The organism is Streptomyces sp. NPDC050264, assembly GCF_040655895.1.
Taxonomy (GTDB): domain Bacteria; phylum Actinomycetota; class Actinomycetes; order Streptomycetales; family Streptomycetaceae; genus Streptomyces.
This window is the reverse complement of sequence record NZ_JBFAKV010000014.1, coordinates 66,124-81,377: the sequence shown is the minus strand read 5'-3', so window position 1 is coordinate 81,377 and position 15,254 is coordinate 66,124. Positions and strand designations below refer to the sequence as shown.

Below are 15,254 nucleotides of genomic sequence, written 5' to 3'. Positions count from 1 at the left end.
GACATCGGAAGTCTCGGAAGTTCCCGAACACCTCGACCGTCCTACATCTCGTATCTCTCGCAGATCTCGCAGATCTCGTTCGGTCCGCCGGTCTTCGGAAGTTCCCGAAACCTCCCGCAGCTCAAGGAGAGTCATCGAGCGATGGCCGGTCCCGCGTTCCGCGCCGCCGCCGTCAGGGTGCGCACCCCCGCCACCAGCGCCAACCTCGGCCCGGGCTTCGACGCCCTCGGCCTGTCGCTGGGGCTCTACGACGACGTGGTCGTCAGGGTCGCCGACTCCGGGCTGAACATCGACATCGCCGGCGAGGGCTCCGAGACCCTGCCGCGCGACGAGTCGCACCTCCTCGTACGGTCCCTGCGCACCGCCTTCGACCTGCTCGGCGGGCAGCCGCGCGGCCTCGAGATCGTCTGCGCCAACCGCATCCCGCACGGCCGCGGCCTCGGCTCCTCCTCCGCCGCCATCGTCTCGGCGGTCGTCGCCGCCCGCGCGGTGACCATAGGCGGCGACGCCCGGCTCGACGACGCGGCCCTGCTCGAACTCGCCACCGAGATCGAGGGCCACCCCGACAACGTGGCCCCCTGCCTCCTCGGCGGCTTCACCATCGCCTGGATGGAGTCCGGCGCGGGACGGGCGATCCGCCTCGACGCCGCGCCGTCCGTCGTTCCGGTGGTCTTCGTGCCGTCGAAGCCGGTCCTCACGGAAATGGCGCGAGGACTCCTGCCGCGCACCGTCCCCCATGTGGACGCGGCGGCCAACGCGGGCCGGGCTGCCCTGCTCGTCGAGGCCCTGACCAGGCGCCCCGAGCTGCTGCTCCCCGCCACCGAGGACCGGATCCACCAGGAGTACCGGGCTCCGGCCATGCCGGAGAGCGCCGCACTGGTGGAGCGGCTGCGGGCCGACGGGGTTCCCGCAATGATTTCCGGGGCGGGCCCGACGGTCCTCGCCCTGGTGGAGGACGGAGCGGCCGACAAGGTCGCCCGGCTGGCCGGAGAGGGGTGGGCGGCGAACCGTCTGGCCCTCGATGCCGACGGGGCGAGCGTGCTGCCGCTCGGCTCCTATCCCGATTGATCGAATACGTACGGTTGCCGGATTACGAGAGGGGGAATGTTTGTTGGATCCGGTAGTGTTAACCTCAAGTCTGCACCCGACCCCACCATGGCGAGGTGCTGTGTGTCCCCGTCCGGGACAACCATTCTTCCGGGAGCCTCCCCAGCATTTCCGTACAGCGTCCTTCTATGCCGGGATGCAGTACTGAGCGTTGGCGAGCATGCTCCGGAACCGGCGTGACCGAGCCGGGTGACACGGAAATCCAGTGCACCCGCGGGTTCGCGAATCGCCGTCACCACTGAATTCTTCCGCCTCATCGGCGGACAACCGCCCCGGCACGGTCCGTACAGGCAGGACCACCGCCGGACAGCACGACCGGTCGCCGAGCCAGACAGGCCGACGTCCGCTCCAGGGAAGGACCCTTCGTGAGCGACACCACCGATCTGATGGGCGTTGCCGACAGCTCTGCTGCGGCGCCCTCCACGGATGCCTCTGCCGCGCCTGCCGCCGGTGCTTCGGGCTCCCGGCGGCGCCGCGGTACCGGCCTTGACGGCATGGTGCTGGCCGAGCTGCAGCAGGTCGCATCGGGCCTCGGTATCAGGGGCACCGCGCGGATGCGCAAGAGCCAGCTGATCGAGGTCATCAAGGAGGCGCAGTCGGGTGGCGGCGCCCCCGCGAAGAGCGCCGACGCCGCCGAGACGAAGCCGAAGCGCCGGGCCACCTCGAAGGCCCGCATCGGCGAGGAGCCCGCGGCCGACGCCGCGCAGGCCAAGTCGGACGCCAAGGCGGAGAAGGCCCAGGCGGCCGACAACGGCTCGGCCAAGGCGAAGAAGATCGCCGACCAGCAGCAGATCGACATCCCCGGCCAGGGCGCCGGGGACGAGCAGCCGGCCGGTGAGCGCCGTCGTCGGCGTGCCACCTCCGAGGCGGGCAGCCCCGAGTCCGTCACGGCCGAGGCCGCGACCGCGAAGGCCGAGCCCAAGCAGGACAAGCAGGACGGCGCCGAGAACAAGGGCGACGGCGGCCAGGACAACAGCAACGACGGACGCCGTGACCGTCGCGACCGCCGTGACCGTGGCGGCGAGCGCGGCGGCGACCGCGGCGACCGGGGTGGCCGCGACCGCCGCGGCAAGGGCGAGGACCAGGGCGGCCAGGGCAACAAGGACCAGGGCGGCGGCCGGCAGCAGCAGGGCGGCGGCCGGCAGGACCGGGACCGGGACCGCAACAACGGGCCGCAGGACGACGACGACTTCGAGGGTGGCCGCCGCGGCCGCCGCGGCCGCTACCGCGACCGCCGTGGGCGTCGTGGACGTGAGGAGGGCGGCGGCTTCGGCAACGAGCCGCAGGTCTCCGAGGACGACGTCCTGATCCCCGTCGCGGGCATCCTCGACATCCTCGACAACTACGCCTTCATCCGTACGTCGGGCTACCTCCCGGGCCCCAACGACGTCTACGTCTCCCTCGCCCAGGTCCGCAAGAACGGCCTGCGCAAGGGTGACCACGTCACCGGTGCGGTGCGTCAGCCCAAGGACGGCGAGCGCCGCGAGAAGTTCAACGCGCTCGTCCGCCTCGACTCGGCGAACGGTATGGCGGCCGAATCCGGGCGCGGGCGGCCGGAGTTCAACAAGCTGACCCCCCTCTACCCGCAGGACCGGCTCCGTCTGGAGACCGACCCGGGTGTGCTGACGACGCGCATCATCGACCTGGTCGCGCCGATCGGCAAGGGCCAGCGCGGTCTCATCGTGGCCCCGCCGAAGACCGGCAAGACCATGATCCTGCAGGCGATCGCCAACGCGATCACCATCAACAACCCCGAGTGCCACCTGATGGTCGTCCTGGTCGACGAGCGTCCGGAAGAGGTCACCGACATGCAGCGGTCGGTGAAGGGCGAGGTCATCTCCTCGACCTTCGACCGTCCGGCCGAGGACCACACGACGGTCGCCGAGCTCGCCATCGAGCGCGCCAAGCGCCTCGTCGAGCTGGGCCATGACGTCGTGGTGCTGCTCGACTCCATCACGCGTCTGGGCCGCGCCTACAACCTGGCGGCCCCGGCCTCCGGGCGCATCCTGTCCGGTGGTGTCGACTCGACCGCCCTGTACCCGCCGAAGCGCTTCTTCGGTGCCGCGCGCAACATCGAGGACGGCGGCTCGCTCACCATCCTCGCCACCGCGCTCGTGGACACCGGCTCGCGCATGGACGAGGTCATCTTCGAGGAGTTCAAGGGCACCGGCAACGCCGAGCTCAAGCTCGACCGCAAGCTCGCCGACAAGCGCATCTTCCCGGCGGTGGACGTCGACGCGTCCGGTACCCGTAAGGAAGAGATCCTGCTCGGCAGCGACGAGCTCGCGATCACCTGGAAGCTGCGTCGCGTGCTGCACGCGCTCGACCAGCAGCAGGCGATCGAGCTGCTGCTCGACAAGATGAAGCAGACGAAGTCCAACGCGGAGTTCCTGCTCCAGATCCAGAAGACGACGCCGGCGCCGGGCAACGGCAACGACTGACACTTCACGGAACCTGGTTCCAAGGGCTGGGCCCCGCCGCACCTGCGGCGGGGCCCAGCCCTTTCGCATGCGCCCGAGACCTTCACCACAGGCATAAGAATTCGGGGCCCCTGTGAAGCATGCGGTTCATGAGTACAAAGGTGCAGGTGAGAGCGGTGTGGGACTTAGGTCCCGTGACGTTCCGTGGCCTTCTCGCCCCGCTGCGGGCACAGCGCGCTGTGCAACCCTTCATGGCGGTTCGCCGTCACACCGAGTGAAGAGCAAAGCGTGCCGAAGGAAGACAAACCTGCGAGGAGCACATGCCCGACAGTGACAGCAAGCCCGGGCGCCACCGCGCCAAGGGCCGCCGCCGCAAGCCGAACGCCGGGCGCGGCAAGGCGCTCCGCCTCGTGGCGTGGAGCGCGGCGGGCATCGTCGTTCTCGGCGGCACCGGGCTCGGGTACGTGTACTTCAAGCTCAACGGCAACATCAAAAGCGTCGACATCAACCAGGCCCTCGGCACCGACCGGCCCGACGACGTCGACAACGGCTCGCAGGACATCCTCGTACTCGGCTCCGACAGCCGGGCCGGCAGCAACAAGAAGGCCGGCGGCGGCACCGACGACGGCAGCGCCCGCTCGGACACCGCGATGGTCGTCCACGTCTACAAGGGGCACAAGAAGGCGAGCATCGTCTCCATACCCCGGGACACCCTCATAGAGCGGCCGTCCTGCACCGACAAGGACGGCACGGAGCACCCGGCGCAGAACGACGTCATGTTCAACTCCGCGTACTCCACGGGCGGCGCCGCCTGCGCGGTCAAGACCGTCGAGTCCATGAGCGGCATCCGGATGGACCACTACGTCGAGGTCGACTTCAGCGGCTTCCAGGACCTGATCGACGACCTCGGCGGCGTCGAGGTCACCACCAGCAAGGCGATCGACGACCCCGACAGCCACCTGCAGCTCGACGCGGGCACCCACAAGCTCGACGGCAAGCAGGCCCTCGGTCTCGTACGGACCCGGCACGGCGTCGGCGACGGCAGCGACCTGGGCCGTATCCAGCTCCAGCAGGCGTTCATGAAGGCCCTGATGGACCAGATCAAGCACGTCGGCGTCTTCAGCAACCCCAAGAAGCTGTACGACCTCGCGGACACGGCCACGAAGTCCGTGACGACCGACTCCGAGCTGGCGTCCGTCAAGAACCTGACGTCGTTCGCGGGCGGGCTCAAGGGCATCGGGTCGAACGACATGAACATGGTGACGATGCCGGTGCAGTACGACGCGGCCGACGCCAACCGGGTCCTGGTCGACCAGACCAAGTCCGACCAGGTCTGGAAGGCCCTCAAGGCCGACAAGGCCATCCCGAAGTCGGCCGGCGAGGGCACCGCCACCGGCACCGCGGACGGCGTCCTCAAGTAACCCGGTAACCCGGAAAGCACGCCGGAAAGTACGCAGGAAAGCACGCCGGAAAGCCGCAGGAAAGCCGCCGGGAATAGTTGCGGTCCCACCCTGGTTTTGGGAGATGCGCCCAGTCCTGGCAGACTGGTCCGTCGGCTCCGGTTCACGCTCCCGCAATCCGCGTCTGCGACCCGGCGCCCTCCCGAACCTAGGAGACACCTTGAAGCGCGACATCCACCCCGAGTACACCGAGACCCAGGTCAGCTGCACCTGTGGCGCGTCGTTCACCACTCGTAGCACCATCGACTCCGGCACCATCCGTGCCGAGGTCTGCTCCGAGTGCCACCCGTTCTACACGGGCAAGCAGAAGATCCTCGACACCGGTGGCCGTGTGGCCCGCTTCGAGGCCCGCTTCGGCAAGGCTGCCGCTGCCAACAAGTAGCGAGGCTCCAGCGCCGGTCTCCGGTGCCCCGATCGCAGGGGCACCGGGACCGGCGCTTTGCGATGCAGCCCCCTTTGCCCTTGGGATGACACAGCACCCCCGTACCCGCAGGAGCCGGAGATGTTCGAGGCCGTCGAGGACCTCATCGGTGAGCACGCCGATCTGGAACAGAAGCTCGCGGACCCGTCGGTCCACGCCGACCAGGCCAACGCGCGCAAGCTGAACAAGCGCTACGCAGAGCTCACCCCGATCGTCGCGACGTACCGCTCCTGGAAGCAGACCGGCGACGACATCGAGACCGCACGTGAACTGGGCGCCGACGACCCGGACTTCGCGGCCGAGGTCAAGGAGCTCGAGAAGCAGCGCGAGGAGATCACCGAGAAGCTGCGGCTTCTCCTGGTGCCCCGTGACCCGTCCGACGACAAGGACGTCATCCTCGAGGTCAAGGCCGGCGCGGGTGGCGACGAGTCCGCGCTGTTCGCCGGTGACCTGCTGCGCATGTATCTGCGGTATGCCGAGCGCGTCGGCTGGAAGACCGAGATCATCGACGCCACCGAGTCCGAGCTGGGCGGCTACAAGGACGTCCAGGTCGCCGTGAAGACCAAGGGCGGCAACGGCGCGACCGAGCCCGGCCAGGGCGTCTGGGCGCGGCTGAAGTACGAAGGCGGCGTGCACCGTGTGCAGCGCGTCCCGGCGACCGAGTCCCAGGGCCGTATCCACACCTCCGCGGCCGGTGTGCTGGTCACGCCCGAGGCCGAGGAGGTCGACGTCGAGATCAACATGAACGACCTGCGGATCGACGTCTACCGCTCCTCCGGGCCCGGCGGCCAGTCCGTCAACACGACCGACTCCGCGGTGCGCATCACGCACGTTCCCACCGGCGTCGTGGCCTCCTGCCAGAACGAGAAGAGCCAGCTGCAGAACAAGGAGCAGGCGATGCGTATTCTGCGCTCCAGGCTGCTCGCGGCCGCGCAGGAGGAAGCGGAGAAGGAGGCCGCGGACGCCCGCCGCAGCCAGGTCCGCACCGTCGACCGCTCCGAGAAGATCCGCACGTACAACTTCCCGGAGAACCGCATCTCGGACCACCGCGTCGGCTTCAAGGCGTACAACTTGGACCAGGTGCTCGACGGTGATCTCGACGCCATGATCCAGGCGTGCGTCGACGCGGACTCGGCCGCCAAGCTCGCCGCCGCGTAAGCACGCGTACACGCGTAAGCCTGTACGGCCCGTAAGACAGCTCGGAGGACCAGGGTGCAGCAACATCTTGGGGGGCGACCCCCGAACCCCCGCAGCGTGCTGCTCGCGGAAGTGGCCCAGGCCACCCAGCGGCTGGCCGACGCCGGTGTGCCCTCGCCGCGCAACGACGCGGAGGAACTCGCCGCCTTCGTGCACGACGTGAAGCGGGGCGAGCTGCACACCGTCAAGGACGCGGACTTCGACGCCCGGTACTGGGAGGTGACCGCGCGCCGCGAGGCCCGCGAGCCGCTCCAGCACATCACCGGCCGCGCGTACTTCCGCTACCTGGAGCTCCAGGTCGGGCCCGGCGTCTTCGTGCCGCGGCCCGAGACCGAGTCGGTCGTCGGATGGGCCATAGACGCCGTCCGCGCGATGGACGTCGTCGAGCCGCTCATCGTCGATCTGTGCACCGGCTCGGGCGCCATCGCGCTCGCGCTCGCCCAGGAGGTCCCGCGCTCGCGCGTGCACGCCGTGGAGCTGTCCGAGGACGCCCTGAAGTGGACGCGGAAGAACGTCGAGGGGTCCAGGGTCGACCTGCGCCAGGGAGACGCCCTGGAGGCCTTCCCGGACCTCGACGGGCAGGTCGACCTCGTCGTCTCGAACCCGCCGTACATCCCGCTCACCGAGTGGGAGTACGTGGCTCCCGAGGCCCGCGACCACGACCCGGACATGGCGCTGTTCTCCGGCGAGGACGGCCTCGACCTGATCCGCGGCATCGAGCGCACCGCCCACCGGCTCCTGCGGCCCGGCGGCGTCGTCGTCATCGAGCACGCGGACACGCAGGGCGGCCTGGTGCCGTGGATCTTCACCGAGGAGCGGGGCTGGGCGGACGCCGCCGATCACCCCGACCTGAACAACCGGCCGCGGTTCGCGACCGCCCGCAAGGCGATGCCGTGACCCACACCGCACTTCATCACATCGAGCAGTCCGCAGAGCAGTACGCAGAGCAGGAGGCCCGCTAAATGGCACGGCGTTACGACACCAACGACGCGACCGACCGCGCTACCGGTCTGCGTGAAGCCGCGTCCGCCGTCCGCCGCGGCGAGCTCGTCGTGCTGCCCACCGACACCGTCTACGGCATCGGCGCCGACGCGTTCGCCGCCGAGGCGGTCGGTGACCTCCTGGAGGCCAAGGGCCGCGGCCGCAACATGCCGAGCCCCGTCCTCATCGGCTCCCCGAACACGCTGCACGGCCTCGTCACGGACTTCTCCGAGATGGCCTGGGAGCTCGTCGACGCGTTCTGGCCCGGCGCCCTGACGATCGTCGCCAAGCACCAGCCGTCCCTCCAGTGGGACCTGGGCGAGACCCGCGGCACCGTCGCGGTCCGCATGCCGCTGCACCCGGTCGCCATCGAACTGCTCACCGAGGTCGGCCCGATGGCCGTCTCCTCCGCCAACCTCACCGGCCACCGCGCTCCCGAGGACTGCGACGCCGCCCAGGAGATGCTCGGGGACTCCGTCTCCGTCTACCTCGACGGCGGCCCCACCCCCGGCATCGTCCCTTCGTCGATCGTCGACGTCACCGGCAAGGTCCCGGTGCTGCTGCGCGCCGGTGCGCTCACCGCCGACGAACTGCGCAAGGTCGTACCCGACCTCGAGGTGGCGAATTGACAGCCCCTGAGACGGGGCGTGGCATAGGCACCGACTACGGGGCGCTCTCGCTCCCCGGCGACTCGTTCCGCATCCTCCACGTCAGCACCGGCAACGTGTGCCGCTCGCCGATCACCGAGCGGCTGACCCGGCACGCCCTCGCGGACCGGCTCGGCGACCCGCTGGCCGGCGGGCTCATCGTGGAGAGCGCGGGCACCTGGGGCCACGAGGGCGCCCCCATGGAGGCCAACGCGGAGACGGTGCTGGCCGACTTCGGCGCGGACGCCTCCGGCTTCGTCGGCCGCGAACTCCTGGACGACCACGTCATAAGAGCCGACCTCGTGCTGACCGCGACCCGGGACCACCGCGCCCAGGTCATCTCCATGGGCCACAGCGCGGGCCTGCGCACGTTCACGCTGAAGGAGTTCACGCGGCTCGTGCAGGCCATAGACCCGGCGACCCTCCCCGACCCGCTGGAAAGCGGCGTGGTGCAGCGCGCACGGTCCCTGGTGCGGGCCGCGGCGGCGCTGCGCGGGTGGCTGCTCGCCCCGAGCGTCGAGGCGGACGAGGTGTACGACCCGTACGGGGCCCCGCTGCCCTTCTTCCGCTCGGTCGGCGGCGAGATCAGCGAGGCACTGGCCCCGGTGGTCCGCGCCCTGACGGGCGTCACCAAATAATCCCGGAACCGGCCGGGGCGGAGCCCCGTGACAGCAACGCCAGGCGCCCCGCACCGCCCGGATCTACATTGGAAAGATGCCGGTCACGCCCGATCCCGCACCCCTGGCGGAGCTGACGCGCCAGGACCCCGAACTGGCCGAGATCATCCACGGCGAGGCGGCCCGCCAGGCCGACTCCCTCCAGCTGATCGCCGCGGAGAACTTCACCTCGCCCGCGGTACTGGAAGCCCTCGGCTCCCCTCTCGCGAACAAGTACGCGGAGGGTTACCCCGGCGCCCGCCACCACGGCGGCTGCGAACTCGTCGACGTGGCCGAACGCATCGCGATCGACCGGGCGAAGGCCCTCTTCGGCGCCGAGCACGCCAACGTGCAGGCCCACTCCGGCTCCTCGGCCGTCCTCGCCGCGTACGCGGTGCTGCTGCGCCCCGGCGACACCGTCCTCGCCATGGGCCTGCCGTCCGGCGGCCACCTCACGCACGGCTCACCGGCCAACTTCTCCGGCCGCTGGTTCGACTTCGTGCCGTACGGGGTCGACCCCGAGAGCGGCCTCATCGACTACGACCAGGTCCGCGCCACGGCCCGCGCACACCGCCCCAAGGCCATCGTGTGCGGCTCGATCTCCTACCCCCGGCACATCGACTACGCGGCCTTCCGCGCCATCGCCGACGACGTGGGCGCCCATCTCATCGCCGACGCGGCGCACCCCATCGGGCTCGTCGCCGGGGGAGCGGCCCCGAACCCGGTCCCGTACGCCGACATCGTCTGCGCGACCACGCACAAGGTGCTGCGTGGCCCGCGCGGCGGCATGCTGCTGTGCGGCGCCGAACTCGCGGACCGGGTGGACCGGGCCGTCTTCCCGTTCACGCAGGGCGGGGCGCAGATGCACACGATCGCCGCGAAGGCCGTCGCGTTCGGCGAGGCGGCGACCCCGGCCTTCAGCGGGTACGCGCATCAGGTCGTCGCCAACGCCCGGGTGTTCGCCGGGGCGCTGGCCACGCTGGGTTTCGCCGTCACCACGGGCGGCACCGACACCCACCTCGTCACCGTCGACCCGGCTCCGCTCGGCGTACTGGGCCAAGTGGCCCGCGGCCGTCTGGCCTCCGCCGGAATGGTCCTGGACACCTGCGCCCTGCCCCACGGAGACGGCCGCGGCCTGCGCCTCGGCACCGCCGCCGTCACCACGCAGGGCATGGGCGAGGCGGAGATGGCACGGATCGCGGCGCTCTTCTCAGGCGTCGTACGAGATGATCTCGACGCGCGCGCGGTCCGCGAGGAGGTCCGCGGACTGACCGCGAGATTCCCCCCGTACGCCGCCGGAGAACGGGTAGGCGCCCCACCCGGGACACTCGCGCCCGGCACCGCCGACGTCACCGCTCAGTAACTCGTGCAACCATCGTCGCTACCCGGAAGTCTCCATCCTCAAGCACGCGAAGCTAGTGTGTGGGGCTGAGATGGCCAGCGATACCTGTGGGGAAGCCCGTGCGTGAATACCTGCTGACGCTCTGCATCACGGCCGCGGTGACCTATCTGCTCACAGGCCCGGTGCGGAAGTTCGCGATTGTGGCCGGCGCGATGCCGGAGATCCGTGCGCGCGACGTGCACCGCGAACCCACACCGCGGCTCGGCGGTATCGCCATGTTCTTCGGCCTGTGCGCGGGCCTCCTGGTCGCCGACCACCTCACCAACCTGGACAAGGTCTTCGACTCGTCCAACGAGCCGCGGGCGCTGCTCTCCGGCGCCGCCCTGATCTGGTTGATCGGCGTGCTGGACGACAAGTTCGAGATCGACGCGCTGATCAAGCTGGGCGGCCAGATGATCGCCGCCGGCGTCATGGTCATGCAGGGTCTGACGATCCTGTGGCTGCCGATCCCGGGTGTCGGCACGGTCGGCCTGACCCAGTGGCAGGGCACGCTGCTCACGGTCGCCCTCGTGGTGATCACCATCAACGCGGTGAACTTCGTCGACGGCCTCGACGGTCTCGCGGCGGGCATGGTGTGCATCGCAGCTGCGGCGTTCTTCCTGTACGCCTACCGGATCTGGTACGGCTACGGCATCGAGGCAGCCGCTCCCGCGACACTCTTCGCGGCGATCCTCATGGGCATGTGCCTGGGCTTCCTGCCGCACAACATGCATCCGGCCCGGATCTTCATGGGCGACTCCGGCTCGATGCTCATCGGGCTCGTCCTGGCGGCCGGCGCCATCTCCATGACCGGCCAGATCGACCCGGACGCCCTCAAGCTGAACCTCGGCGGCAGCACGCGGGACACCACGCACGCGATGCTCCCGGTCTTCATCCCGCTGGTGATGCCGCTGACGATCATCGCGATCCCGTTCGCGGACCTGGTCCTCGCGATCGTGCGCCGCACCTGGAACGGGCAGTCGCCGTTCGCCGCCGACCGCGGCCACCTCCACCACCGGCTCCTGGAGATCGGCCACTCCCACAGCCGCGCGGTCCTGATCATGTACTTCTGGTCGGCGCTCATCGCCTTCGGCGCGGTCGCCTACTCCGTGCACTCCGCATCCGGAATGTGGGTCGTGCTCACGATCGTCGCGCTGAGCTTCGTCGGCCTGGTGCTGCTCCTGCTGCCGCGCTTCACCCCGCACGCGCCGCGCTGGGCCCAGCACTTGGTGCCGCCGCGCTACCGCCGCGGCGCCAGATCGGACGACGCCTCGGAGGCCTCCGAGGCGTCGGAGACGCCCGAGGACGAGGAGACTCCGCCCCCGGTGCCGGCAGGAGTCAACGGAGCGACAGCAATTGGCGCTCGTTCGCGCTTCACGGATCGGCGCAAGGCGGAGTCGTCACGCTGACGCCGTGGTGGAAAACGCGGCAATACCAGACAAGTTGACCCGGTGGGCGCACAGACGCGCAGCTTCCCTCTCACGTGTGACGGTTGGCACACCTTCTAGGTAAAGACCGCATCAAATAGTTTGTGATACCGTTCACGAAACCCGGGGATAGAGCCGAAAGACCGTAGTGCGACGGTCCCTTGGCCCGAAGTTCAGTCTCGGCCCCGGACTACGCTCGTCCATGACGACACCCTGCCCCCATCAATAAGCGGAGCTGCCGCCATGCCGTCCAACGACGCACGGACCCTTCTCAAAACTGCCGTACCCACAGCTGCTGTTGGCGTGATCACCATCGTGGTCAGCGCCGCTGTCGCGGGTGGCAAGGGGGCCCTCGGTGCGCTCGTCGGGACGCTGGTGGCGATCGCTTTCATGGGGATCGGACTCGTGGTCCTTGAGCGGACCGCCAAATCACTTCCGCACCTGTTCCAGATGATGGGCCTGATGCTCTACGCGGCCCAGTTGCTGCTCATGGTCATCTTCATGGCGCTCTTCAAGGACACGACGCTCTTCAATCCGAGGGCGTTCGCCATCGCCCTCGTGGTCTCGACCCTCGCGTGGATCGCCGCGCAGACGCGCGCCCACATGAAGGCCAAGATCCTCTACGTCGAGCCCGACACCCAGAAGGGCGACAAGCCCGAGAAGACGGGGCCGAAAGCGTGAAGCGTAGGGGCGGGATAAGTGGGTGTTCGCAACCCTGCTATCGTCCGGTGCCAACTGCGGCATCGCGGGCGCGGGCAACTGAGCTGACGCCTGCTGTAACGCGAGGCTCGATGCCCGACTGCCGCCCCCACATCCGTTACACCAGTCCCGTGCCGAACTGCGGCCGTGCGCCGCGCCGACACAACGAGGTTGCCGTACCTATGCGCCACGCTGAAGGAGCCCGCGGTGAGTGCTGACCCGACGCAGGTGCTCGCCTTCGAGACCGACTGCCACCTTTTTGATGGGTGTGGCTTCCCGGCTCCCGGCCTGCACTCGTTCCTGTTCGAGCCCCTGTGGGGCGATGGAACCAGCAACCTGTACTTCGACAAGACGATGCTGCTGGCGCTGCTCGGCTCGGTCGTCATCATCGGCTTCTTCTGGGCCGCCTTCGCCAAGCCGAAGGTCGTCCCGGGCAAGCTCCAGATGGTCGCCGAGGCCGGATACGACTTCGTCCGCCGCGGCATCGTCTACGAGACGATCGGCAAGCGTGAGGGCGAGAAGTACGTCCCGCTGATGGTCTCGCTGTTCTTCTTCGTGTGGATGATGAACCTCTGGTCGATCGTCCCGCTCGCCCAGTTCCCGGTGACGGCGATCATTTCGTACCCGGCGGCCCTGGCGGCCATCGTCTACGTCCTCTGGGTCAGCCTGACCTTTAAGCGCCACGGCTTCGTCGGAGCCTTCAAGAACTTCTCCGGCTACGACAAGTCGCTGGGCGGAGTCCTCCCGCTCTCGATGACGATCGAGCTGTTCTCGAACCTGCTCGTCCGGCCGTTCACGCACACGGTCCGACTCTTCGCGAACATGTTCGCCGGCCACACCCTGCTGCTGCTCTTCACGATCGCCAGCTGGTACATGCTCAACGGCATCGGCATCGCGTACTCGGCCGTCTCGTTCGTGATGGTCATCGTCATGACCGCCTTCGAGCTGTTCATCCAGGCCGTCCAGGCCTATGTGTTCGTGCTCCTGGCCTGCAGCTTCATCCAGGGCGCGCTGGCCGAGGGCCACTGAGCCCGCACCTCGCACCACACCCATAGACATCCGGTGGCCAACCCCCACCGGTACTTGAAAGAGAAGGAAGAACCGGCATGTCCGCTCTCGCGCAGACCCTCGCCGCTGGCGTCGAAATCAAGGGCAACCTCGGCTCGATCGGTTACGGCCTCGCGGCCATCGGCCCGGGCGTCGGCGTCGGCATCATCTTCGGTAACGGTACCCAGGCGCTCGCCCGTCAGCCCGAGGCTGCCGGTCTGATCCGCGCCAACCAGATTCTCGGCTTCGCCTTCTGTGAGGCGCTCGCCCTGATCGGTCTGGTCATGCCGTTCGTCTACCCGACCTCCTGACCACACGTCGGACAGCACCCTTTCGACGAAAGGCAGTTAAATGAGCCCCCTGGTTCAGCTGGCGGTTGAGGAGTCCGAGAACCCCCTCATCCCGCCGATCCCAGAGCTCGTGATCGGCTTCATCGCCTTCGTCATCGTCTTCGGCTTCCTCGCCAAGAAGCTCCTCCCGAACATCAACAAGGTTCTGGACGAGCGTCGCGAGGCCATCGAAGGCGGTATCGAGAAGGCCGAGGCCGCTCAGACCGAAGCCCAGAGCGTGCTCGAGCAGTACAAGGCTCAGCTCGCCGAGGCCCGGCACGAGGCCGCGCGGCTGCGCCAGGAGGCGCAGGAGCAGGGCGCCACGCTCATCGCCGAGATGCGCGCGGAAGGCCAGCGGCAGCGTGAGGAAATCATCGCCGCCGGTCACGCCCAGATCGAGGCCGACCGCAAGGCCGCCGCTCACGCGCTGCGTCAGGACGTCGGCCAGCTGGCCACCGACCTGGCCGGCAAGCTGGTCGGTGAGTCCCTCGAGGACCACGCCCGGCAGTCGCGCACGATCGACCGCTTCCTCGATGGTCTCGACGAGACCGCGACGAAGGCAGAGGCCGCTCGATGACCGTCCACGGAGCGAGCCGCGAGGCCCTCGCCGCCGCGCGTGAGCGCCTGGACGCGCTGACCGACTCCACGTCGGTCGACGCCGAGGTGCTCGCCGGCGACCTGGCCGCGGTCACCGCGCTGCTCCACCGCGAGGTGTCGCTGCGTCGGGTCCTGACCGACCCGGCGCAGGCCGGCGACGCCAAGGCCGAGCTCGCGGGCCGACTGCTCGCCGGCCAGGTCAGCGGCGAGGCCGTCGACCTGGTGGCCGGTCTGGTCCGCTCCCGGTGGTCGGCCTCGCGCGACCTGGTCGACTCCCTGGAGGAGCTGGCCAACACGGCGGACCTGTCCGCGGCGCAGAAGAGCGGCGCACTCGACGATGTCGAGGACGAGCTGTTCCGGTTCGGGCGGATCGTCAGCTCCAACACCGAGCTGCGCGCCGCGCTCACCGACAAGAGCGCCACGGCTTCGGCCCGCGGCGCCCTGGTCAAGGAGCTTCTCGGCGGCCGGGCCCGGCCCGCCACCGAGCGACTCGTCGAGCGTCTTGTGACCGCGCCCCGGGGACGTAGCCTGGAAGCGGGACTCGAGTCCCTCTCCAAGCTCGCCGCCGATCGCCGGGAACGCATGGTGGCGGTCGTCACCACCGCGGTACCGCTGAGCGACCAGCAGAAGCAGCGCCTGGGCCAGTCCCTGGCGAAGCTCTACGGCCGCCAGATGCACCTGAACCTGGACGTGGACCCCTCGGTCCTCGGCGGGATCAAGGTGCAGGTGGGCGACGAGGTCATCAACGGCTCCATCGCGGACCGCATCGAGGAGGCCAGCCGCCGTATGGCCGGCTGACCCCTCAACCACGTACTACCTACGGCCCTAGTTGGGCCGTGCAGAGGATTCCTGGGGGCTGACCCCAGACCCCCCAAGAACACTTCG

At 69.3% G+C, this 15,254-nt stretch carries 15 protein-coding genes; all 15 read left to right on the top strand.

The window, feature by feature from the left end; genetic code table 11:
• Positions 1-141: 141 nt before the first annotated feature.
• Positions 142-1,068, top strand: a complete 927-nt coding sequence (gene thrB, locus AB0J02_RS24795; RefSeq protein ID WP_363195943.1) for a homoserine kinase — start codon at positions 142-144, stop codon at positions 1,066-1,068.
• Positions 1,069-1,472: 404 nt separating this feature from the next.
• A complete protein-coding gene (gene rho / locus AB0J02_RS24790) occupies positions 1,473-3,548 on the top strand; it encodes a transcription termination factor Rho (RefSeq protein ID WP_363195942.1) in 2,076 nt (691 codons plus the stop codon).
• A 299-nt stretch (positions 3,549-3,847) separates the two neighbouring features.
• Positions 3,848-4,948: an LCP family protein gene (locus tag AB0J02_RS24785; RefSeq protein WP_363195941.1), complete on the top strand. Its 1,101-nt coding sequence runs from the start codon at positions 3,848-3,850 to the stop codon at positions 4,946-4,948.
• A 199-nt stretch (positions 4,949-5,147) separates the two neighbouring features.
• Positions 5,148-5,369 carry a 50S ribosomal protein L31 gene (rpmE, locus tag AB0J02_RS24780; protein ID WP_363195940.1) on the top strand — a complete coding sequence of 74 codons (222 nt, stop codon included), beginning with the start codon at positions 5,148-5,150 and terminating at the stop codon, positions 5,367-5,369.
• Positions 5,370-5,489: 120 nt separating this feature from the next.
• A complete protein-coding gene (gene prfA / locus AB0J02_RS24775) occupies positions 5,490-6,566 on the top strand; it encodes a peptide chain release factor 1 (RefSeq protein ID WP_363195939.1) in 1,077 nt (358 codons plus the stop codon).
• A gap of 96 nt (positions 6,567-6,662) precedes the next feature.
• Positions 6,663-7,502: a peptide chain release factor N(5)-glutamine methyltransferase gene (prmC, locus tag AB0J02_RS24770; RefSeq protein ID WP_363195938.1), complete on the top strand. Its 840-nt coding sequence runs from the start codon at positions 6,663-6,665 to the stop codon at positions 7,500-7,502.
• 65 nt (positions 7,503-7,567) lie between these two features.
• On the top strand, positions 7,568-8,215 hold the full coding sequence (locus AB0J02_RS24765; RefSeq protein ID WP_363195937.1) for an L-threonylcarbamoyladenylate synthase: 648 nt from the start codon (positions 7,568-7,570) through the stop codon (positions 8,213-8,215).
• A gap of 23 nt (positions 8,216-8,238) precedes the next feature.
• Positions 8,239-8,871 carry a protein-tyrosine-phosphatase gene (locus AB0J02_RS24760; RefSeq protein WP_363196059.1) on the top strand — a complete coding sequence of 211 codons (633 nt, stop codon included), beginning with the start codon at positions 8,239-8,241 and terminating at the stop codon, positions 8,869-8,871.
• A gap of 76 nt (positions 8,872-8,947) precedes the next feature.
• Positions 8,948-10,252, top strand: coding sequence for a serine hydroxymethyltransferase (gene glyA, locus AB0J02_RS24755; RefSeq protein ID WP_363195936.1), 1,305 nt, complete (start codon positions 8,948-8,950; stop codon positions 10,250-10,252).
• Between the two features lie 98 nt (positions 10,253-10,350).
• Entirely contained in the window at positions 10,351-11,679 is a 1,329-nt protein-coding gene (locus AB0J02_RS24750; RefSeq protein WP_363195935.1) for an MraY family glycosyltransferase, read from the top strand.
• Positions 11,680-11,940: 261 nt separating this feature from the next.
• A complete protein-coding gene (locus tag AB0J02_RS24745; RefSeq protein WP_363195934.1) occupies positions 11,941-12,378 on the top strand; it encodes a hypothetical protein in 438 nt (145 codons plus the stop codon).
• 225 nt (positions 12,379-12,603) lie between these two features.
• A complete protein-coding gene (gene atpB, locus AB0J02_RS24740; RefSeq protein WP_363195933.1) occupies positions 12,604-13,425 on the top strand; it encodes a F0F1 ATP synthase subunit A in 822 nt (273 codons plus the stop codon).
• Positions 13,426-13,502: 77 nt separating this feature from the next.
• The gene (locus AB0J02_RS24735) at positions 13,503-13,754 is read left to right on the top strand and encodes an ATP synthase subunit C (RefSeq protein ID WP_018535366.1); all 252 of its coding nucleotides are present in this window, start codon (positions 13,503-13,505) and stop codon (positions 13,752-13,754) included.
• A gap of 40 nt (positions 13,755-13,794) precedes the next feature.
• Positions 13,795-14,349 (top strand): F0F1 ATP synthase subunit B, encoded by a 555-nt coding sequence (locus AB0J02_RS24730; protein ID WP_363195932.1) that lies wholly within the window; start codon positions 13,795-13,797, stop codon positions 14,347-14,349.
• A complete protein-coding gene (locus tag AB0J02_RS24725; RefSeq protein ID WP_363195931.1) occupies positions 14,346-15,167 on the top strand; it encodes a F0F1 ATP synthase subunit delta in 822 nt (273 codons plus the stop codon). Before AB0J02_RS24730 ends, AB0J02_RS24725 begins: the two co-directional genes overlap by 4 nt.
• Positions 15,168-15,254: the final 87 nt, after the last annotated feature.

Excerpts from the sequence above, each read along its gene's own strand:
- AB0J02_RS24785 (WP_363195941.1), top strand. The coding sequence starts at position 3,848 with ATGCCCGACAGTGACAGCAAGCCCGGGCGCCACCGCGCCAAGGGCCGC.
- AB0J02_RS24735 (WP_018535366.1), top strand. The coding sequence starts at position 13,503 with ATGTCCGCTCTCGCGCAGACCCTCGCCGCTGGCGTCGAAATCAAGGGC.
- glyA (WP_363195936.1), top strand. The coding sequence starts at position 8,948 with ATGCCGGTCACGCCCGATCCCGCACCCCTGGCGGAGCTGACGCGCCAG.
- AB0J02_RS24730 (WP_363195932.1), top strand. The coding sequence starts at position 13,795 with ATGAGCCCCCTGGTTCAGCTGGCGGTTGAGGAGTCCGAGAACCCCCTC.
- prfA (WP_363195939.1), top strand. The coding sequence starts at position 5,490 with ATGTTCGAGGCCGTCGAGGACCTCATCGGTGAGCACGCCGATCTGGAA.
- AB0J02_RS24725 (WP_363195931.1), top strand. The coding sequence starts at position 14,346 with ATGACCGTCCACGGAGCGAGCCGCGAGGCCCTCGCCGCCGCGCGTGAG.
- AB0J02_RS24745 (WP_363195934.1), top strand. The coding sequence starts at position 11,941 with ATGCCGTCCAACGACGCACGGACCCTTCTCAAAACTGCCGTACCCACA.
- thrB (WP_363195943.1), top strand. The coding sequence starts at position 142 with ATGGCCGGTCCCGCGTTCCGCGCCGCCGCCGTCAGGGTGCGCACCCCC.
- AB0J02_RS24765 (WP_363195937.1), top strand. The coding sequence starts at position 7,568 with ATGGCACGGCGTTACGACACCAACGACGCGACCGACCGCGCTACCGGT.